This window comes from Bradyrhizobium sp. GW821-FHT12B03, from assembly GCF_058807535.1.
Window position 1 is genome coordinate 184,562 of sequence record NZ_JBXAQU010000002.1, and the last position, 18,823, is coordinate 203,384.

The window sequence follows — 18,823 nt, forward strand, 5'->3', positions numbered from 1 at the left end:
TTCAAGATGTTACTCAACCTTGATCATCCCCGTCATGTGCGGGTGCAGCGAACAAAAATATTTGTAGTCGCCCGCATTGGTGAAGGTGAACGAGAACTTGTCGTCGGTGTCCAGGGTCCTGGACCTGAACTTGCCGGCCGACACCACCGTGTGGGGGATGTCGTCCCGGTTGGTCCAGGTCACGGTGGTGCCGATCTTGACCGTGAGTTCGGCCGGCTGGAAAACGAAATTGTCGATATGGACCTCCATGTCGTCGGCTCGGGCAGTTGTTGCGGGCAACAGGATGGCCGCGGCCAAAGCGAGACCGAAGTCGCGGCGATTGAGTGTCTTCATTGTCAGCTTCCGTTCAGCCGTTTTCGTTCAGCCTTGCAGCGGCGTGTCGATGATCGCGAGCCGCTGCTCGTTCTGCTTGAAATTGATGCTGGCGACGCCGAGCATGGAGCGCAGCCTTGCGTCCTCGACCTTCATCGGTCCGGGCGAGGGGGCGGCGCCGGGCGCCGGCTGCGGGAAGGCGGTCGAGCGCGCGGTGTGGAAGGTGACGTTGCCCTCGACCTTCTGCATCACCTGGTGGATGTGGCCGTTCAGCACGGTGACCGAGCCGAAACCCTTGACGTATTCCAGTGCGCGGCCGCCGTCCTCGGTGCCCCAGCCCCATTCGGGATAGACGGTCCAGAGTGGAATATGTGCGAACAAGACAATGGGCGTCGATTTCGACTTGCCGCGCAGATCATCCTGCAGCCAGGCGAGCTGCTCGGCGCCGAGATTGCCGAGCCCGCCGGCCTTGAGATCGACGACGTTGACGACGCCGATGAAGTGCACGCCGCCGGCGTCGAACGAATACCAGCCCTGGCCCTTGGTGCCGCGGCCGTAGCGCTCGCGATAGAGCTTCACCTCCTCGTCGAGGAAATCATGCTCGCCGGGGACGTAGTGCACGTCCAGCTTGGCCTGCGAGATGATGCGATCGGCATTGTCGAACTCGGCGGCTTTCGACAGATGGGTGATGTCGCCGGTATGGATCATGAACGACGGCTTGGCCGGCATCGCGTTGATCTTGCTCACGGCTTCCTCCAGCGTGCCCAGCGCGTTCGGATTGGCCGGCTTGTCGAAGCCGACATGGCTGTCGCTGATCTGGAGGAAGCTCATGCCCGGCGCGGTTGCGGCTTGTGCGGAATCGATGATGCCGAGCGAGCGCGGCACGCCGCCGGTGATGGTCCAGAGCACCCCGGTGCCGGCCCAGGTCATGCATTCCAGCACCTTGCGGCGGCTGACGCCGTCGTCCCCGTGATCGTGTCCGCTCATCGCGCATCTCCACTTCGCCCGGAATTGGGCTTCGGGGAGGTGATCGGGGGAGGGGCGGGTTTATTCCCGGATGCGATGACGATTTCGTGAGGAGGTGGTCTCGTGTCCGGGGCACGAGGCCTACTTTGCAAATTCTCGCACGGCTTCCACCACGCGCGCCGGCACTTCCTGCGCCACGCAGTGCCCGGCGTTCTCGAAGACCAGTGTACTGACGCGCGGAATCAGCGACACGGCGCGCGACGCCATCTCCTTGTAGATCGGACCCGACTTCACGGCGGTCGTGACGCGGACGGGGCAGTCGATCTCGGCGAGCCCGGCAAATGGGTTGCCACGGGCATCGCCAACGTAGACCTGCTCCATCGCCTCGTAAATCGGACGCAGGATGGCAGATTCGATCTCGGGCGTGCAGCAGAGCCGAACACGGCCATTCTCCAGCGGCGTGAAGCCGTGGCGCACATAGGCCCTCAGCGACGTCTCAGTCCAATCCGCAAATGCCGGCGCCGTGCGGTAGCGCTCGAACACGGCGTCGGCGCTGTCGAACTCGGCGCGTCGGCGCAGCGTGCTTTGCACGCGGGCGAGGGATTCGTCGTTCAATCCTTCGGCGCGGGCCGCGCGCGGGTCCATCACCGTTGGCTCCATCACGAACAGGCGGATGAAACGTCCCGGCAGCAGTTTCGCGGCCAGCAGAAGATCGGTCGCGCCCGCGCTGTGGCCGATGCCGTAGACGTCGCGCAGGTCGAGCGCATCGATCACCTGGCAGACGTCCTCGGCATAATCAAGGAAATGATAGGCGCCGGGCTTGTGGCTCGCGCCGTGGCCGCGGCGGTCGAGCGCATAGACGGTGTAGGTCGACGCAAGCTCGCGCGCGGCCTCCTCCCAGACGTCGGCGACAAAACCGGTGCCGTGCACGAGGAGCGCCGGCGGTTTTCCGCTCGCACCCCATTGCAACATGGCGATCTCCGCGCCGGCCGGGCCGATTGAAAAGCGGTGCGAGTTGATCATGCTGACGGGATGCTACTTCGCATCCTCCAAAATCATCGTCGCACCCTTTTCGGCAATCATCGCGGTCGGCGTGTTGGTGTTGCCGGAGGTGATCGTCGGCATGATCGAGGCATCGACGATGCGAAGGCCGCTGAGGCCGTAGAAGCGCAGGCGCTCGTCGACCACCGCCATCGGGTCGCTCACCGCGCCCATCTTCGCCGTGCCGACGGGATGGAAGATGGTGGTGCCGATGTCGCCGGCGGCCTTCGCGAGCGAGGCATCGTCGTCGCCGACGGTGGGGCCGGGCAAATATTCGCTCGGGCGATACTTTGCCAGCGCCTTCTGCTGCATCAGGCGTCGCGTGGTGCGGATGGCGTCGGCGCCGACCTGACGGTCGTCGTCGGTCGAAAGGTAATTCGGCGCGATGATCGGCTTCTCGTCGGGCGTCGCCGAACGCAAACGCACCGTGCCGCGCGAGGTCGGCTGGAGATTGCAGGCGCTCACGGTGATGGCGGGGAAGCGGTGCAGGGGATCGCCGAACTTGTCGAGCGACAGCGGCTGCACGTGGAACTGGATGTTGGCGCGGGCGCGCGTCGCATCCGAGCGCGTGAAGATGCCGAGCTGCGACGGCGCCATGGTCAGCGGCCCGCGTCGGCGGAAGGCGTAGTCGAGCCCCATCAATCCGCGGCGGAACAGATTGTAATAGGTCTCGTTCAGCGTGCGCACGCCCTCGACCTTGTAGATCGCGCGCTGCTGCAGGTGGTCCTGGAGATTGCGTCCGACACCGGGCTTGTCCATCACGATGTCGATGCCGAGCGGCGACAGCCAGTCGGCGGGGCCGATGCCGGAGCGATGCAGCACCTGAACCGAGCCGATCGCGCCTGCCGAGAGGATCACCTCGCGTTTGGCGCGCGCCTCGATGATCTCGCCGTTCTGGATGAAGCGCACACCGGCGGCGCGGCCCTGCTCGATGATGAGGCGGTCGACCAGCACATTCTTCTCGAGCCGCAGGTTGGAGCGGTTCAGCGCGGGCTTGAGGAAGCCGCGTGCCGACGACCAGCGCCGGCCGCGCTTCTGGTTGACGTGGAAATAGCTGGTGCCTTCGTTGTCGCCGGTGTTGAAATCCGGGATGCGCTTGATGCCCATCTCCTCGGCAGCGTCACCGACGGCATCGAGGACGTCCCACGACAGCCGCGGCGCCTCGATGCGCCAGCCGCCGCCGGCGCCGTGATGCTCGCTTGCGCCCAGGAAGTGGTCCTCCAGCCGCTTGAACAGCGGCAGCACGTCGTCATAGCCCCAGCCGGTCATGCCGAGCTGGCGCCAATGGTCGTAATCGGCGGCCTGTCCGCGCATCGAGATCATGGCGTTGATCGCCGAGCAGCCGCCGATCACCTTGCCGCGGGGATAGGCGAGCGCGCGGCCGTTCAGGCCCGGCTCGGCCTCGGTCTTGAACATCCAGTCCGAGCGCGGATTGCCGATCGCGAAGAGGTAGCCGACCGGAATGTGGAACCAGATCCAGTTGTCGTCGCCGCCGGCTTCGAGGATGAGGACGCGGTTTTTCGGATCGGCCGAGAGGCGGTTGGCGAGAATGCAGCCCGCCGTGCCGGCCCCGACGATAATGTAGTCGAACTCACCTTCGAGCCGCCTTGGCATTCTGCTTCCACCCGGATGGTCACGTGACGTTCCGTCCTAATAGGCAGACGCGGTGGATTGGGACAAGCCCGGCCATGACGGGAGGGCAGGGCTACCCCCGATTCACGATGGTTAGGTGGACTGCGCCTTGCATGGTAGACAGTCCTGTATTCCCAACAAAGCTTGAGATCCTCCATGCCCATCGTGAACCGCGTCGCCGACCTCCAATCCGATATTCAGGCCTGGCGCCGGGACATCCACCAGCACCCCGAGCTGCTGTACGACGTCCACCGCACCGCAGCATTCGTTGCGGACCGCCTGCGCGAGTTCGGATGCGATGAAGTCGTGACCGGGATCGGCCAGACCGGCGTGGTCGGCGTGATCAAGGGCAGCAAGCCGGCCGGCGAGGGGCTCAAGGTGATCGGACTGCGCGCCGACATGGACGCGCTGCCGGTCGAGGAGCAGACCAACCTGCCTTACGCCTCGAAGAATCCAGGCAAGATGCACGCCTGCGGCCATGACGGCCACACCGCGATGCTGCTTGGGGCTGCGCGTTACCTCGCCGAGACCCGCAACTTTGCCGGCGATGCGATCGTGATCTTCCAGCCGGCCGAGGAGGGTGGTGCCGGCGGCGCGGCCATGGTCAAGGACGGCATGATGGAGCGCTTCGGCATCGAGCAGGTCTACGGCATGCACAACGGGCCGGGCATCCCGGTCGGCTCGTTCGCGATCCGGCCCGGCCCGATCATGGCGGCGACCGACGAGGTCGACATCATGATCGAGGGCCTCGGCGGCCATGCCGCGCGCCCGCACAAGTGCGTGGATTCCGTGCTGGTCGGCGCACAGGTGATCACGGCGTTGCAGTCGATCGTGGCGCGAAGCGTCGATCCGCTGGAATCGGCGGTGATCTCGATCTGCGAATTCCACGCCGGCAACGCCCGCAACGTCATTCCGCAGACCGCGACGCTGAGGGGCACCATCCGCACGCTGTCGCCGGAGGTGCGCAAGCTGGTCGAGAAGCGCGTGCACGAGGTGGTGGCGGGCGTGGCGCAGATCACCGGCGCCAAGATCGACCTGCACTACAAGCGCAACTATCCCGTCGTGAACAACCACGCCGCGGAGACCGAGATTGCGCGGCGTATCGCAAGGCAGGTCGCGGGCGAAGCCAATGTGCACGAGATGCCGCCGCTGATGGGCGGCGAGGATTTCGCCTACATGCTCGAGGCGCGCCCCGGCGCCTTCATCTTCTGCGGCAACGGCGACAGCGCCGGCCTGCATCACCCCGCCTACAATTTCAACGACGAAGCGATCGTGTTCGGCACGTCCTACTGGGTCAAGCTGGTCGAGGAGCAGCTCGCGGCGTCGTAAGGCCGAGTTCGAAGCACGGACGAAAAGGGCCCGTGCATCGCACGGGCCCTTTGTCTTTCAGAGACGTGATCGCTCAGAAGATCCGCGAGAAGATCACGTAGAGCGTGGCCGACAGCATGATCGCGCAGGGCAGCGTCAGCACCCAGGCCATCAGCAGGTTGCGGATGGTCGCCATTTGCAGGCCAGAGCCGTTGGCCGCCATGGTGCCGGCGACGCCCGACGACAGCACGTGGGTGGTCGAGACCGGCAGGCCGAACACGTCGGCGGCACCGATCGTGGCGGCGGCGACGAGCTCGGCGGAGGCGCCTTGCGCGTAGGTGAGATGGGTCTTGCCGATTTTCTCGCCGACCGTGATCACGATGCGCTTCCAGCCGATCATGGTGCCGAGGCCGAGCGCGATGGCGACCGCGATCTTCACCCAGTTCGGGATGAACTTCGTGGCGGCATCGAGCGAGCCCTTGTAGGCGTTGAGGGTCGCGACCTCGTCCTTGCTGAGATCGTTCTCCTTGTCCTTCATCAGGAAGCGGATCGCTTCCGAGGTCAGGTACATGTCGTTGCGGGTGTTGCCGACGGCCTCCGCCGGCACCTTGTTCAGGGTGCCGTATTTGGCGACCTGGTCACCGACGTCCTTCACGAGCACGGCGAGCGAGGGATAGGTGCCCTCGTTGAGCTTGTGCAGCGCGATGTACTGCGTCACCGCCGGACGGGGATCGCCGATGATGCTGTGGCCGGCACCCTTGGCCGCGATCACCTTTGAAGCAGCTTCCGAGGTCTTCTGGAACTGGGCGACCTGGGATTCCGGCAGCGCGCGGTTGAGCGCGTAGGCGGTCGGCACGGTGCCGATCAGGATCAGCATGATCAGGCCCATGCCCTTCTGGCCGTCATTCGATCCGTGCGCGAAGCTGACGCCCGTGCAGGTCGCGATCAAGAGGCCGCGGATCCACAGCGGCGGGGCCTTGTTGCCTTCAGGCGCAGAATACAGGGCCGGGTTGCGCACGACGAATTTGAGGAGCAGCAGCAGCACGGCGGCGCAGATGAAGCCGAACAGCGGCGACAGCAGCAGCGCATAACCGATCTCGGTCGCCTTGCTCCAGTCCACGCCCGAGGTGCCGTCGCGGCCGCGCATGACGGCATTGGCGATGCCGACGCCGATGATCGAGCCGATCAGCGTGTGCGAGGAGGAAGCGGGCAGGCCGAAGAACCAGGTGCCGAGATTCCACATGATCGCGGCGATCAGCAGCGCGAACACCATGGCGAAACCGGCGCTGGAGCCGACCTGAAGGATCAGTTCGACCGGCAGCAGCGAGACGATGCCGAAGGCGACCGCGCCGGAGGACAGGAGCACGCCGAGGAAGTTGAAGAAGCCCGACCACATCACGGCGACTTCGGCCGGCAGCGAATGGGTGTAGATCACGGTCGCCACCGCATTGGCGGTGTCGTGGAAGCCGTTGACGAATTCGAAGCCGAGCGCGATCAGCAGCGCGACGAACAGCAGGATGTAGGGCAGGTAGGTCGTCACCCGCGTGCCGGTCGCGTTGACGTCGGCATAGATGCTGTAGGCGACGAACAGCAGGCCCGCGGCGAGGATGCCGAAGAACAGGATCATCGTCAGCGGATTGAAGCCCTTGTCGAGATTTGGCCGCGAGGCCGGCTGGATCGGCGCGGGATCGGCTACCGCGCGGTCGAATGCTACATCGGTCATGTCAGGACGCCCCTTAACTTTCAGGTAAGGGTATTGTCCGCGATGGATTTGAAGGCTGGATGACAAGCGGCGGTTGAAAGGTGTTTTCCCGCCGCTATTTAGGCGGCGCGCGCAGATTTGTTCTGCAAGTTGGCCGCGATCTTCAGATCTTCGACAAAGCGCCGATATTCCAGCACCTTGGTCTCCGGATCGGGCAGCCGCAACAGATAGGACGGGTGCACCGTCACCAGCGCCTTGCGGCCGTCGGGAAGGTCGATCAGCCGGCCGCGGGTCTTGCCGATCGGAGTGATCTTGCCGAACACGCTTTGCGCGGCGGTGGCGCCCATCGCCACGACGAGATCGGGCTGAACGGCCGCCAGTTCCCGCTCATACCATTGCCGGCATGCCCGGATTTCCGGCGTGGCCGGCTTCTGGTGCAGGCGGATCTTTCCGCGCGGCACGAATTTGAAATGTTTGACCGCGTTGGTGACATAGACCTTCTTGCGGTCGACGCCGGCCTCCTCCAGCGCGCGGTCGAGCATCTGGCCGGCCGGGCCGACGAAGGGATGGCCGGCGAGGTCTTCCTTGTCGCCGGGCTGCTCGCCGACCAGCATGATGGTGGCGTTCTTCGGGCCTTCGCCGAACACGGTTTGCGTCGCGTCCTTGTAGAGCGGACAGGCGCGGCAATGCGCGGCTTCCTCGCGGAGCGCTTCGAGATCGTTGGCGGCTGCTTTGTGTCCCATGATGGCTTCCGGACGTGGGGAGATCCGTCCGCCGGTCCAGCGTTCGGCATCGGCAAGCAGGGGTCCAAGTATCGATCCAAGTCTCGATTCAAGTATCGATGCGTCCTGGAGGTTCCTCCGGCGCTTCACCGGCGCGTCAGTCGTCGTCAGCCGGTCGGGCTGGAAATGGCGCCGCCAGGTTTCCTCCAGGCGACCTGGGGCCGGCCACTCCGCCCGGCTGATCCCAGGCGTGAAGGAGATCGCGTGGCCGTTCCAATGGGCACAGACGTCAGGCGTGAGGATCGACCAGGGCATGTCGGCAAAACGACGCGCGAAGAACGGCGCGGCGAATGCGACGATGTGATGCTCCGGCTCGAACCAGGCGGCGTAATGCGCTTTCTGCTCGCGCCCGATCTCGCGGAAGCGGACGAGATCGCGCATTCGCTGCGCATCGCGCTGCACGCTGCCAGCCATCGCGGTTGCCTGCGCCACGTCGGGATCGCTCATTGTCGCGAGCAGGTCGTGATCGGCCTTCAACCGCCAGAGCAGGCGATAGAGCAGCGCAAAACGTTCGCCGTCGCGATGCAGGATCGCGACGCGGGCGAGCTCGATGAAATTGGCCGGCACGGTGAACGTGCTCTCGGTCTCGATCGGGGGAAGGCTCGGCGCTTCGGACAGGCCGGGCGGCACCTGATCGTTCGTTTGGCCTTGCACGTGCCACGCCACGTCCGCCGGGGCGATGTGATGCAGCGCGAATGCGCGTGCGGCTTTACGCCAGCCGTCGAAATCGGTCTCGCTGTCCAGGGTGATGAGGTACATGGCACTCGAATCCTCTTGATTCCGCTCATGAATCCATGGGCGCGCCAATTCGATTGACTCCCAGGGCGCCGTTAGCTTTATATTAGAACATATCATGAACAAATGAGCCAGCCGCAGGTTCTCTTTTTGAGAACCTCGGCAATCACCTCTGAAGGAGCGGCGGATATGAGCGGCGCACGCATCAGCGCGCTCGCGACCTTGCGCGGCCAGATCGAGCGCATCGAGACGGCGGAGGTCGTGCATCATCATGACCGCGTCGCGCTCGGTCATAGCGAGGTCGACGCCGTGCTGAAGGGCGGGCTCGCGCGCGCGGCGATCCACGAGGTGTTTTGCGAGGGGCGCCAAGGCGCGGCCGCGACGGGTTTCGTCATGGGGCTTGCGGGGCGCGTCTCGGCGCGCCGGCCGCTGCTGTGGGTGCGACAGGATTTTTCGGACATTGAAACAGGCGCGCTGTCGATGAGCGGGCTCGCCGAGCTCGGCCTCGATCCGCGCTGCGTGGTGATGGTGCGTGCGGCCGATGTGGAGAGCGCGCTGCGTAGCTCGGCCGATGCGCTCGCCTGTGATGCGCTCGGCGCGGTCGTGCTCGAGCTCTGGGGCGAGACGCGGCAGTTCGATCTTGTCGCAAGCCGCAAGCTGACGCTGGCCGCGCAAGGCTCCGGCGTCACCGGCCTGCTGCTGCGAATGGCCGCGCAGCCGCTGCCGTCGACCGCGGAGACACGATGGATGCTGCGCGCGGCGCAGTCGCCGCCCGGCGCAGCATGGAGTGCCTGGGGCGCGCCGCGCTTCGATGCCGAGCTGTTGCGCAATCGTCATGGCCCGTGTGGCCGGTGGATCATGGAATGGAAATGTGATGAGTGCCAGTTCTCTGAACCGTCGTCGTATCCTCAGCCTGTGGCTGCCGCGCCTGCCGATCGACCGGATCCAGCGATTCCTTGGCAGCGCCGCGCAGGGTAAAGCGTTTTCAAGCGAAGTGGACGCCGGTTCGCGTGAAGAAAACGCGTCAAGAAAGGATGAACCGAGCATCGTCGTCATCAAGGAGAACAATGCGCTGGTGATCCATGCGCTTGACGATGCGGCGTCGCGTCTCGGGCTGCATATTGGTCAGCCCTTGGCCAATGCGCGGGCGATGTGCCCGGACTTGCGGGTGTTCGATGCCGATGTCGTGGCCGATGCGAAGACGCTCGGCGACATCGCCGACTGGTGCGACCGTTTCACCCCGCTGGTTGCGCTCGATCCGCCGCACGGGCTGTTCCTCGACATCACCGGCTGCGCGCATCTGTTCGGCGGCGAAGCCGCGCTGTTGCAGACGCTCGTTCGCGCGCTCGGCCGACAAGGCTTTGCCGTCAGTGCGGCGATTGCCGGCACCTCGGTCTGCGCGCGCACGCTGACGCGCCAGGTCTCCGGCACCATCGTCGCCGATGGCGGGGAGGCGGAGGCGATCAGCCGGCTGCCGGTGTCCGCACTCGGCGCCGGCGAGGCCATCACCACCGGCCTGCGCCGTGCCGGCCTGAAGACGATCGGCGATGTTGCCTCCCGCGCGCCGCACGAGATCACGGCGCGGTTCGGCGCGCGGTTCTCCACGCTGCTCGCGCACGCGCTGGGGCAAGGCGATGCGCCGATCAATCCGCGCAAGCCGCTGCCCGATTACATCGTGGAGAAACGCTTTGCCGAGCCGATCGCGACCGACACCATGATTGCGATGACGCTGTCGCGTCTGGCGGACACGTTGATCGCGTCCATGGAGAAGCAGGGCAAGGGCGCGCGGCGGCTGGAGGCCGCCTTCTTCCGCACCGACGGCGTGGTGCGTGCGATCATGGTCGAGACCGGACGGCCGGTGACGCGAAGCGCCGTGATCGACCGCCTGTTCCGCGAGCGGCTCGACGCGCTCGCCGATCCTCTCGATCCCGGCTTCGGATTCGACATGGTGCGGCTGTCGGCAAGCCGCACCGAGATCGTGGTGCAGGAGCAGCGCGATCTCGACGCCCATGTCCACGACAATGACGAGCTTGCCGCGCTGATCGACCGCATCGCCGCGCGGATCGGCGGAAACCGTGTCGTCGTGCACCTGCCGCAGGACACGCATATTCCCGAAAGTGCGGTGATGGCTGCGCCGGCGCAGCATCATCTCGCCGCCGCCATGCAGGCCGAATGGCCGGCTCGCTCCGAGAGCGAGCCGCCGCTGCGCCCGCTCAGGCTGTTCGACAAGCCGGAGCCGATCAAGGTGCCGTTCGCAACCGTGCCTGATGGTCCGCCGCATCAATTCACCTGGCGCCGCGCGCTGCATGCGGTGGTGCGGGTGGAGGGGCCAGAGCGCATCGCCATGGAATGGTGGCGGCAGGACGGCAAGCAGCTGACGCGGGACTATTTCCGCATCGAGGATGCCGAAGGCCTGCGCTTCTGGATCTTTCGCGACGGTCTCTACGAGGGAGAGGTGTTCGACGGCGACGGCAAGCCCGCGTCTCCCGGCTGGTACGTGCACGGTCTCTTCGCATGAATACGCCCGCTTACGCCGAGATCGGTATCACCACCAATTTCTCCTTCCTGCGCGGCGGCTCGGATCCGCGCGACTATGTGCATCAGGCCAGCAGGCTCGGCATTCCCGTGATCGGCATTGCCGACCACAACACGCTCGCCGGCGTGGTGCGGGCCTACAAGGAGCTCGACAATGACAAGGTGCTGCACAAGCCGAAGCTGCTGATCGGCGCGCGCATCGTCTTCATCGACGGCACGCCCGACATTTTTGTCTATCCGCGCGACCGCGCGGCCTATGGCCGGCTGTGCCAGCTCCTCACCCGGGGCAAGCGCGGCGACGACATCATACGGATCGAAAAGGGCGAGTGTCGTCTCACCTTCGCCGATCTCCTCGCGTTTTCGGAAGGCCAGCTCCTGGTCCTGACGCTGCCGCATCGCTTCGAGCCGGCGCAGGCGCTGGATGTTCTTGCAAGGCTCAAGGACAGCCGAGCCGAGGGGGTGTGGCTGGCGGCAAGCCTGGTTTATCGCGGCGACGACAGACGCCGCCTGGCGCGGCTCGACGACCTCGCGGGAAAAGCAAAAGTGCCGCTGCTTGCGACCAACGAGGTGCTCTATCACGATCCCGGCCGCCGTCCCCTCCAGGACGTGCTGACCTGCATCCGGGAAAAGACCACGATCGAGGCGGTCGGGCGGAAGCTCGAGGCCAACGCCGAACGATTCTTGAAGACACAGCGGGAAATGTCGCGGCTGTTTCGCGATTTCCCTGACGCGATCGCGGAGACCATGCGCTTTGCGGACAAGATCGACTTCTCGCTCGACCAGCTCAAATATCAGTATCCGGACGAGCCGGTGCCGCCGGGCAAGACCGCGCAAGGGCATCTGGAGGATCTGACCTGGGAGGGCGTGCAAAAATATTTTGGCGGGGACATTACGCCAACGTTGCGCGCGACGCTCAACAAGGAGCTCGCGCTGATCGCCGAGCTGAAATACGCGCACTATTTCCTCACCGTGCACGACATCGTGCACTACGCGCGTAGCCAGAACATCCTGTGCCAGGGGCGCGGATCGGCGGCGAATTCGGCCGTGTGCTACGTGCTCGGCATCACCTCGGTCGACCCGACCAAGGTGGATCTTCTGTTCGAACGCTTCATCTCCAAGGAGCGGCTGGAGCCGCCGGACATCGACGTCGATTTCGAGCATTCGCGGCGGGAGGAGGTGATGCAATATGTCTATCGCCGTTATGGCCGCCACCGTGCCGCGATCATCGCCACCGTCATTCATTACCGTCCACGCAGCGCCATCCGCGACGTCGGCAAGGCGCTCGGCCTGACCGAGGACGTCACCGCGGCGCTTGCCGACACCGTCTGGGGAAGCTGGGGGAGCGGCCTCAACGACATGCAGGTCAGGCAGGCCGGGCTCGATCCCAAAAATCCCATGATCAATCTCGCGGTCGAGCTTGCGACCGAATTGATCGAATTCCCGCGCCATCTGTCCCAGCATGTCGGCGGTTATGTGCTCACCCAGGATCGGCTCGATACCTATGTGCCGATCGGCAACGCGGCGATGGACGATCGCACCTTCATCGAATGGGACAAGGACGACGTCGACGCGCTCAACATGATGAAGGTCGACGTGCTCGCACTGGGCATGCTGACCTGCATCCGCAAATGTTTTGATCTGATCGCGGACCACAAGGGTGAGCGCTGGGTTCTGGCGAGCGTTCCGCAGGACGATGCCAAGGTCTACGACATGCTGTGTGACGGGGAGTCGCTCGGCGTGTTCCAGGTCGAGAGCCGTGCGCAAATGAACATGCTGCCACGCCTGAAGCCGCGGACCTTCTACGACCTCGTCATCGAAGTCGCGATCGTGCGGCCGGGGCCGATCCAGGGCGACATGGTGCATCCTTACTTGCGGCGGCGGAATGGTCTGGAAAAGGTGAGCTATCCCTCGCCATCGCCCGAGCATGGCCCCGCGGACGAACTGTACAAGGTGCTGCACAAGACGAAGGGCGTACCGCTGTTCCAGGAGCAGGCAATGCGGATCGCGATCGAGGCGGCAAAATTCACCTCCGAGGAAGCCAACGGCCTGCGCCGCTCGATGGCGACGTTTCGCAATGTCGGCACCATCGGCAAATACGAGGACAAGCTGATCGGCAACATGGTCGCGCGCGGCTACGATCCCAATTTTGCCAGAAGCTGCTTCGACCAGATCAAGGGCTTTGGCAGCTACGGCTTTCCGGAGAGTCACGCCGCGAGCTTCGCCCAGCTCGTCTACATCTCGTCATGGCTGAAATATCATCATCCTGATGCGTTCTGCTGCGGCCTCTTGAACTCGCAGCCCATGGGCTTCTACGCGCCGGCGCAGATCGTCGGCGATGCCCGCAAGAACGGCGTCGAGGTGCGCGACATCGACGTGTCCTACAGCTTTGCGCAGAACACGCTGGAGAAGACTGGCGGCAAATACTGCGCGGTGCGCCTCGGCTTTCGCCAGGTCGACGGTTTCCACTGGCTCGATCAAGACGAGGCGAGGCTCAAGACGGAGCAGGCAAGGCGGCAAGGCAAGGAATATGTCGGTCAGGAAGACTGGGCCGATCGCATTGTCGCCGCCCGCGACCGCCGGCCCTTTACCTCGCTCGAAGACTTCGCCCGCGACACCGGCCTGCCCAAGCGCGCACTGATCCTGCTTGCGGATGCCGACGCCTTCCGCTCGCTCGGGCTCGACCGCCGCGAGGCGCTGTGGCAGGTGCGGCGGCTGCCCGACGACGTGCCGCTGCCGCTGTTCGAGGCGGCCACCGCGCGTGAGCAGCCCGACGAGCACGCCAGGCCATTGCCGTTGATGCCGTGCCCCGAACAGGTCGTCGCGGACTACCAGACCATCCGGCTGTCGCTGAAGGGCCACCCGATGGAATTCCTGCGCGAGATGTTTTCGCGCGAGCGTGTGGTGGCCTGCAAGGACATCAGCCACGCGAACGAGCGGCGCCGCGTCCGCTGCGCCGGCGTGGTCCTGGTGCGGCAGCGGCCGGGCAGCGCCAGCGGCGTCGTGTTCATGACGCTGGAGGACGAAACCGGCATCGCCAATGTCGTGGTGTGGCCCAAGATCATGGAGCAGTACCGCAAAGAGGTGATGGGCGCGCGCCTCATTCTGGTCGAGGGCTATATCCAGAGCAGCCCCGAGAAGGTGACGCATCTGATCGCCCAGCGCATGGTCGACCGCTCGCACGATCTGGTCGGCCTTGCCAACGATGCCTTGACCCACAAGCATCCGGTGCCGTCAGGTGCCACCGTGGTCGAACCGCTCAACGACGATCGCCGCGACCATTTGGATGCTCCGGCGCAAAAAATCCGCCATCCCCGCAACGTCCGCATCCTGCCGCCGTCGCGGGATTTCCATTGAGGTTATGCACGGGATGCCGCCACACCGTCATTGCGAGCACAGCGAAGCAATCCAGAGTGTCTCTGCGGAAAGATTGTGGATTGCTTCGCTGCGCTCGCAATGACGAATTTGCTGAGGCGATCGCGCACCTCACTCTCAGTCGTCATACCCCGCGAAAGCGGGGTATCCAGTACGCCGCGGCTTCTCGGTTCTAGCCGCGTCGTCTCGGAATACTGGATCGCCCGGTCAAGCCGGGCGATGACAGCGCCCCCTCAAAAATTCACCCGGTTCGAGATCGCTCCGTCGACGACGAGATTGGAGCCCGTGGTGAATCCCGACACCGGGCTTGCCAGAAACACCGCTGCGCTTGCGATTTCCTGCGGCGTCGCCATGCGGCCCGTCGGATTGCGCTTCATCGCGTCCTTGTAGCGCTCGGGCATGTTGTGCTCGATCATCTCCCAGACGCCGCCCTTGAAATAGACGGTGCCGGGCGACACGACATTCACGCGGATCTTCTTCTTCGCGTATTGCCGCGCCAGTCCCTTGGCCATGTGGATCAGCGCGGCCTTGATCGGGCCGTAGGAGCTCGCCGTGTCCGCTTGCGCCGCGGAGATCGACGAGATGATCACGAAGGCGGCGTCGCCGCTGCTCTCGCCGCTGGCTTCGAGGTACGGTCGCGCGGCATCGAATGCATGCACGGCGCCGAGCACGTCGAGCCGGAAGTTCTGCTCCCAGGACGCGGCATCGCCGCCTTGCGCCATCGCGCCGGCATTGGAGAACAGCATGTCGATGCCGCCGAGCTCTTTTGCAGCGGCCTCGACCCAGGATTTCAGCGCCGCGCCGTCGGTGACGTCGACCGGGCTGCCGGTGGCGCGGATTCCACTCGCCTTCAACTCGGTGACGGTGGCCGCAACCTGATCCGCGTTGCGCGCGCACACCGCGACATTGGCACCTTCGCCGGCCAGTGTCGCCGCAATCGCCCGCCCGATGCCGCGCGTGCCGCCGAGCACGATGGCGTTCTTTCCTTTGAGACCGAGATCCATTGTTTGGCTCCTTTTTGTTGATCGCGTGAGAGTGTAGCCGTTTCGGTGGATATGCTGAACTCTCCAATTCGTCATTGCGAGCGTAGCGAAGCAATCCAGGAATGTATCCGCGGAAATAGTCTGGATTGCTTCGTCGCCAGCGCAAAATTGCTACGCAATTTTGTCGCGGGCTCCTCGCAATGACGTGGAGAGAGGAGCGGCCGCCTCACTCCGGCGCCGCTCCCACCGGCGGGCCGCCGGGCGGGCGGTGCAGGAAGGTCAGCGAGGCATAAGCGCCGGCCCATGAGCCGATCGCCGCGAAAGCGACATAGAAGGCGTTCTCGGTATAGCTGATCACCGCGTAGGAGGAGAGCAGGTACCAGACCGCACTCCAGTTCGCCGCCGGCACGCGCTTGCGCGCGATCACGGCCGAGGTGAACATGACATAAACCGCGTCGGTGGCCGCCGTTGCGATGAACACGGCGCCGGCGGTGAGGGGATCGATAGCGGCCATTGCGTTCCTTTGTGTGCTAATGGAAGCTCGCAAAGCTACAGCATGATCCGGAAAAGTGCGCAGCGGTTTTCCGAAAAGATCATGCTCAAACAATAGCCTGAAAGGGAGAGAAGCGGACATGCAAAGCCCCGCCGGGATTCTCAGCGATATCTGGACCTCCGCCGGCGGCGATGCTGCCGCGCTCGAACGCGTGCGGCTGACCGGCGAGGAGCCGCAGATTCCGTCCTCGTTTCGCGTCGCAATCGCCGGACAGACGGCGATCGCCGCCGCCGGCCTCGCCGCCGCCGAAATCTGGCGGCTGCGCAGCGGCGAGGCGCAGGACGTCCATGTCGACATGCGCCATGCCGTCGTCGAATGCCGCTCCGAACGCTATTTGCGCCTCGACGACAAGCCACCGCCTCCGGCCTGGGATGCCATCGCCGGCGTTTACGGGACTGGCGATGGCCGCTTCGTCCGCTGCCACACCAATTTTCCGCATCACCGCGACGCCGTCTGCAAGGTGCTCGCCTGCGCGCCCGAGCGCGAGAAGGTCCAGGCCGCGCTGATGCAGTGGAAGGGCGAGGATTTCGAAACTGCGGCTTACGCCGCCGGCGGCGTCGTTGCCCTGATGCGCAGCTACGACGAATGGTCCGCACTGCCGCAGGCGCGTGCGCTCGCCGGACTGCCGCTGATCTCGATCGAGAAGATCGGCGAGGCCCCGCCAAAGCCGTGGCCTGAAGGCGATCGTCCGCTCGCCGGTCTCCGCGTGCTTGATCTCTCCCGCGTCATTGCAGGGCCGGTTGCCGGGCGCACGCTCGCCGCACACGGTGCGGATGTGCTCCTGGTCTCGGGGCCGGAGTTGCCCGCCATTCCCTGGCTCACCATCGACACCGGCCGCGGCAAGCTCACCACGTTCGTCGAGCTGAAGAGCGAGGCAGGCAGGGCGCAATTGCGCGAGCTGCTGAAGGACGCCGACATCGTCTCGCAAGGCTATCGCCCGCGTGCGTTGGCCGCCCTCGGCTTTGCGCCCGAGCAGGTCGCGAACATCAACCCCGGCATCGTCTACGTGACGCTGTCGGCTTACGGCCACGCCGGTCCCTGGGCCGAGCGGCGCGGTTTCGATTCGCTGGTGCAGACCACCACCGGATTCAACCATGCCGAGGGGCAGGCCGCCGGCGTCGACGGTCCCAAGGAATTGCCGGCACAGATACTCGATCACGCCACCGGCTATCTCATGGCGTTCGGCGCGATGATGGCCAAAGCGCGCCAGGCTCGTGAAGGCGGCAGCTGGCACGTGCGCGTGTCGCTGGCCCAGACCGGGCGCTGGCTGTGGACTCTCGGCCGGCTCGACGGCGGACTGAACACCCCGGATCTTACGGGTGAGGCCGTACATGCTGCATTCATCGAGGCCATGCCATCTGGCTTCGGCATGCTGAAAGCGGTGCAGCATTCGGCGCTGCTGTCGAAGACGCCGGCACGATGGAGCCGTCCGGCGATGCCGCTCGGCAGTCATCCGCCACAGTGGCCGGTGCGAAGCTGACGTGAAGCTGACGCGTCGTAAAATTTTAACGCAGAACGAAAGGTGCCGAGCGTTTTTTAGGTTGTTTGAAATCGGAATTCGGCACTATTAGCGCGACCGATGAGGCAGTCGTTTGCCGAGATCGTCGCAGACAAGACCGGGCCCCATGGTAGCTGAAAATACCAAGCGATTGCAGGTGCTTACAAAACGGCGGGTGATCGCATCCGTAGTTTTACTAGCTCTTGCCGGTGCCGGGGCCTACGGCTTCCTCTATGCGGGAGCCAAAGAGAAGAAGCACTCCGAAATCTCCAGCCAGTCGCGCAGGAATGCGCAGAACTTCACGCCGACGCCGTCCGAATGGGCGACGTTGAGGATCGAGCCGGTCAAGGCCAAGACCTTCCGGGCCGAATATGTCACCGAGGGCAAGGTCGCGGTCGACGAGGACCGCTCGACGCCGGTGTTCTCGCCCTATGCCGGCCGGGTCACCAAGCTGCTCGCCAAGCCGGGCGAGATGCTGAAGCAAGGTCAACCGCTGTTTACAATCGAGGCCGCCGACACCGTGCAGGCCCAGAACGATTTCATTGCGGCGATGACTTCGCAGAACAAGGCGAAGTCGGCGATCGATCTTGCCGACATCCAGTTCAAGCGGGCCAAGGATCTCTATGAGGGCCACGCCATTCCGCTGAAGGACTATCAGCAGGCCGAAGCGACCCAGGTCCAGGCGCAGAACGACATGCGCTCCTCGGCGACGGCGCTGGAAGCTGCGCGCAACAAGCTGCGCATCCTCGGCTTCACCGACGAGACCATCAAGGCGTTCCAGGACAAGGGCGCGATCAATCCGGAGGTCACGATCTACTCGCCGATCTCCGGCACGGTCGTGCAGCGCAAGATCGGTCCGGGCCAGTACGTCAATTCCGGCGCAAGCGATCCGGTCTTCGTGATCGGCGACCTCTCCACGGTCTGGCTCACCGCCTTCGTGCGCGAGAGCGACGCGGCCGCGGTGTGCATCGGGCAGGACATCACCGTCAACGTGATGGCGCTGCCGGGCCGCCCGCTCACCGCCAAGATCAACTACGTCGCCGCAGCGATCGATCCCAGCACCCGTCGCCTGCTGGTCCGCGCCACCATCGACAACAAGGACGGCCTGCTCAAGCCGGAAATGTTCGCCAACGTCACGATCTATTCGGCCGGTGACCGTGCCGCGCCCGCGGTGCCGAAGCAGGCGCTGATCTACGAAGCCGACCAGGTTCGCATCTGGGTCGCGCGCGAGGACAAGTCGGTCGAGCTGCGCCAGATCAAGATCGGCCTCATCAATGGCAACCTCGTCGAAGTCACGAGCAATCTGAAACCCGGCGAGCAGATCGTCACCAAAGGCAGCCTGTTCATCGACCGCGCGGCGTCCGGCAGCTGATCGACGACCCAAAAAACTGAAAACAAACTGAA

Annotated in this window: 14 protein-coding genes; 6 read left to right on the plus strand and 8 right to left on the minus strand. The window is 64.8% G+C overall.

What is annotated here, in order from left to right:
- Positions 1-9 precede the first annotated feature (9 nt).
- From AC1RUR_RS04930 to AC1RUR_RS04945, 4 genes are all read right to left on the minus strand, one after another.
- On the minus strand, positions 10-333 hold the full coding sequence (locus tag AC1RUR_RS04930; protein WP_492841907.1) for a cupredoxin domain-containing protein: 324 nt from the start codon (positions 331-333) through the stop codon (positions 10-12).
- Between the two features lie 27 nt (positions 334-360).
- Positions 361-1,299 carry a metallophosphoesterase family protein gene (locus AC1RUR_RS04935; RefSeq protein ID WP_492841909.1) on the minus strand — a complete coding sequence of 313 codons (939 nt, stop codon included), beginning with the start codon at positions 1,297-1,299 and terminating at the stop codon, positions 361-363.
- Positions 1,300-1,419: 120 nt separating this feature from the next.
- Entirely contained in the window at positions 1,420-2,301 is an 882-nt protein-coding gene (locus tag AC1RUR_RS04940) for an alpha/beta fold hydrolase (RefSeq protein WP_492841910.1), read from the minus strand.
- Positions 2,302-2,313: 12 nt separating this feature from the next.
- Positions 2,314-3,933, minus strand: coding sequence for a GMC family oxidoreductase (locus AC1RUR_RS04945; protein ID WP_492841911.1), 1,620 nt, complete (start codon positions 3,931-3,933; stop codon positions 2,314-2,316).
- Positions 3,934-4,107: 174 nt separating this feature from the next.
- Between AC1RUR_RS04945 and AC1RUR_RS04950 the strand changes: the two genes are divergently transcribed.
- On the plus strand, positions 4,108-5,280 hold the full coding sequence (locus AC1RUR_RS04950; protein ID WP_492841913.1) for a M20 aminoacylase family protein: 1,173 nt from the start codon (positions 4,108-4,110) through the stop codon (positions 5,278-5,280).
- Between the two features lie 73 nt (positions 5,281-5,353).
- On the opposite strand, the gene AC1RUR_RS04955 is transcribed toward AC1RUR_RS04950, so the two are convergent.
- Positions 5,354-6,982 (minus strand): inorganic phosphate transporter, encoded by a 1,629-nt coding sequence (locus tag AC1RUR_RS04955; protein ID WP_492841915.1) that lies wholly within the window; start codon positions 6,980-6,982, stop codon positions 5,354-5,356.
- A gap of 98 nt (positions 6,983-7,080) precedes the next feature.
- A complete protein-coding gene (locus AC1RUR_RS04960) occupies positions 7,081-8,502 on the minus strand; it encodes a UdgX family uracil-DNA binding protein (protein WP_492841917.1) in 1,422 nt (473 codons plus the stop codon).
- A gap of 165 nt (positions 8,503-8,667) precedes the next feature.
- On the opposite strand from AC1RUR_RS04960, the gene AC1RUR_RS04965 reads away from it, so the two are divergent.
- Genes AC1RUR_RS04965 through AC1RUR_RS04975 form a run of 3 tightly spaced genes read left to right on the plus strand, consistent with a single transcriptional unit; the run spans position 8,668 to position 14,367 of the window.
- Entirely contained in the window at positions 8,668-9,456 is a 789-nt protein-coding gene (locus AC1RUR_RS04965; protein ID WP_492841919.1) for an ImuA family protein, read from the plus strand.
- Complete coding sequence (locus AC1RUR_RS04970) at positions 9,353-10,996, plus strand: Y-family DNA polymerase (protein ID WP_492841921.1); 1,644 nt, start codon at positions 9,353-9,355, stop codon at positions 10,994-10,996. Before AC1RUR_RS04965 ends, AC1RUR_RS04970 begins: the two co-directional genes overlap by 104 nt.
- A complete protein-coding gene (locus AC1RUR_RS04975) occupies positions 10,993-14,367 on the plus strand; it encodes an error-prone DNA polymerase (protein ID WP_492841923.1) in 3,375 nt (1,124 codons plus the stop codon). Before AC1RUR_RS04970 ends, AC1RUR_RS04975 begins: the two co-directional genes overlap by 4 nt.
- Before the next feature lie 251 nt (positions 14,368-14,618).
- On the opposite strand, the gene AC1RUR_RS04980 is transcribed toward AC1RUR_RS04975, so the two are convergent.
- Both AC1RUR_RS04980 and AC1RUR_RS04985 read right to left on the minus strand, forming a co-directional pair.
- The gene (locus tag AC1RUR_RS04980) at positions 14,619-15,389 is read right to left on the minus strand and encodes an SDR family NAD(P)-dependent oxidoreductase (protein ID WP_492841925.1); all 771 of its coding nucleotides are present in this window, start codon (positions 15,387-15,389) and stop codon (positions 14,619-14,621) included.
- 205 nt (positions 15,390-15,594) lie between these two features.
- A complete protein-coding gene (locus AC1RUR_RS04985; RefSeq protein WP_008136644.1) occupies positions 15,595-15,882 on the minus strand; it encodes a hypothetical protein in 288 nt (95 codons plus the stop codon).
- Positions 15,883-16,000: 118 nt separating this feature from the next.
- On the opposite strand from AC1RUR_RS04985, the gene AC1RUR_RS04990 reads away from it, so the two are divergent.
- Together AC1RUR_RS04990 and AC1RUR_RS04995 are read left to right on the plus strand one after the other, a co-directional pair.
- Positions 16,001-17,401 carry a CoA transferase gene (locus AC1RUR_RS04990; protein ID WP_492841928.1) on the plus strand — a complete coding sequence of 467 codons (1,401 nt, stop codon included), beginning with the start codon at positions 16,001-16,003 and terminating at the stop codon, positions 17,399-17,401.
- A 145-nt stretch (positions 17,402-17,546) separates the two neighbouring features.
- Positions 17,547-18,791, plus strand: a complete 1,245-nt coding sequence (locus AC1RUR_RS04995; protein WP_492841930.1) for an efflux RND transporter periplasmic adaptor subunit — start codon at positions 17,547-17,549, stop codon at positions 18,789-18,791.
- Positions 18,792-18,823: the final 32 nt, after the last annotated feature.

What these genes read in the sequence shown, in the direction of transcription:
- AC1RUR_RS04980 (WP_492841925.1), bottom strand. Translation starts at nt 15,389, where the DNA reads ATGGATCTCGGTCTCAAAGGAAAGAACGCCATCGTGCTCGGCGGCACG.
- AC1RUR_RS04930 (WP_492841907.1), bottom strand. Translation starts at nt 333, where the DNA reads ATGAAGACACTCAATCGCCGCGACTTCGGTCTCGCTTTGGCCGCGGCC.
- AC1RUR_RS04990 (WP_492841928.1), top strand. Translation starts at nt 16,001, where the DNA reads ATGCAAAGCCCCGCCGGGATTCTCAGCGATATCTGGACCTCCGCCGGC.
- AC1RUR_RS04995 (WP_492841930.1), top strand. Translation starts at nt 17,547, where the DNA reads ATGGTAGCTGAAAATACCAAGCGATTGCAGGTGCTTACAAAACGGCGG.
- AC1RUR_RS04975 (WP_492841923.1), top strand. Translation starts at nt 10,993, where the DNA reads ATGAATACGCCCGCTTACGCCGAGATCGGTATCACCACCAATTTCTCC.
- AC1RUR_RS04985 (WP_008136644.1), bottom strand. Translation starts at nt 15,882, where the DNA reads ATGGCCGCTATCGATCCCCTCACCGCCGGCGCCGTGTTCATCGCAACG.
- AC1RUR_RS04965 (WP_492841919.1), top strand. Translation starts at nt 8,668, where the DNA reads ATGAGCGGCGCACGCATCAGCGCGCTCGCGACCTTGCGCGGCCAGATC.
- AC1RUR_RS04970 (WP_492841921.1), top strand. Translation starts at nt 9,353, where the DNA reads ATGAGTGCCAGTTCTCTGAACCGTCGTCGTATCCTCAGCCTGTGGCTG.
- AC1RUR_RS04960 (WP_492841917.1), bottom strand. Translation starts at nt 8,502, where the DNA reads ATGTACCTCATCACCCTGGACAGCGAGACCGATTTCGACGGCTGGCGT.
- AC1RUR_RS04935 (WP_492841909.1), bottom strand. Translation starts at nt 1,299, where the DNA reads ATGAGCGGACACGATCACGGGGACGACGGCGTCAGCCGCCGCAAGGTG.
- AC1RUR_RS04950 (WP_492841913.1), top strand. Translation starts at nt 4,108, where the DNA reads ATGCCCATCGTGAACCGCGTCGCCGACCTCCAATCCGATATTCAGGCC.
- AC1RUR_RS04940 (WP_492841910.1), bottom strand. Translation starts at nt 2,301, where the DNA reads ATGATCAACTCGCACCGCTTTTCAATCGGCCCGGCCGGCGCGGAGATC.
- AC1RUR_RS04945 (WP_492841911.1), bottom strand. Translation starts at nt 3,933, where the DNA reads ATGCCAAGGCGGCTCGAAGGTGAGTTCGACTACATTATCGTCGGGGCC.
- AC1RUR_RS04955 (WP_492841915.1), bottom strand. Translation starts at nt 6,982, where the DNA reads ATGACCGATGTAGCATTCGACCGCGCGGTAGCCGATCCCGCGCCGATC.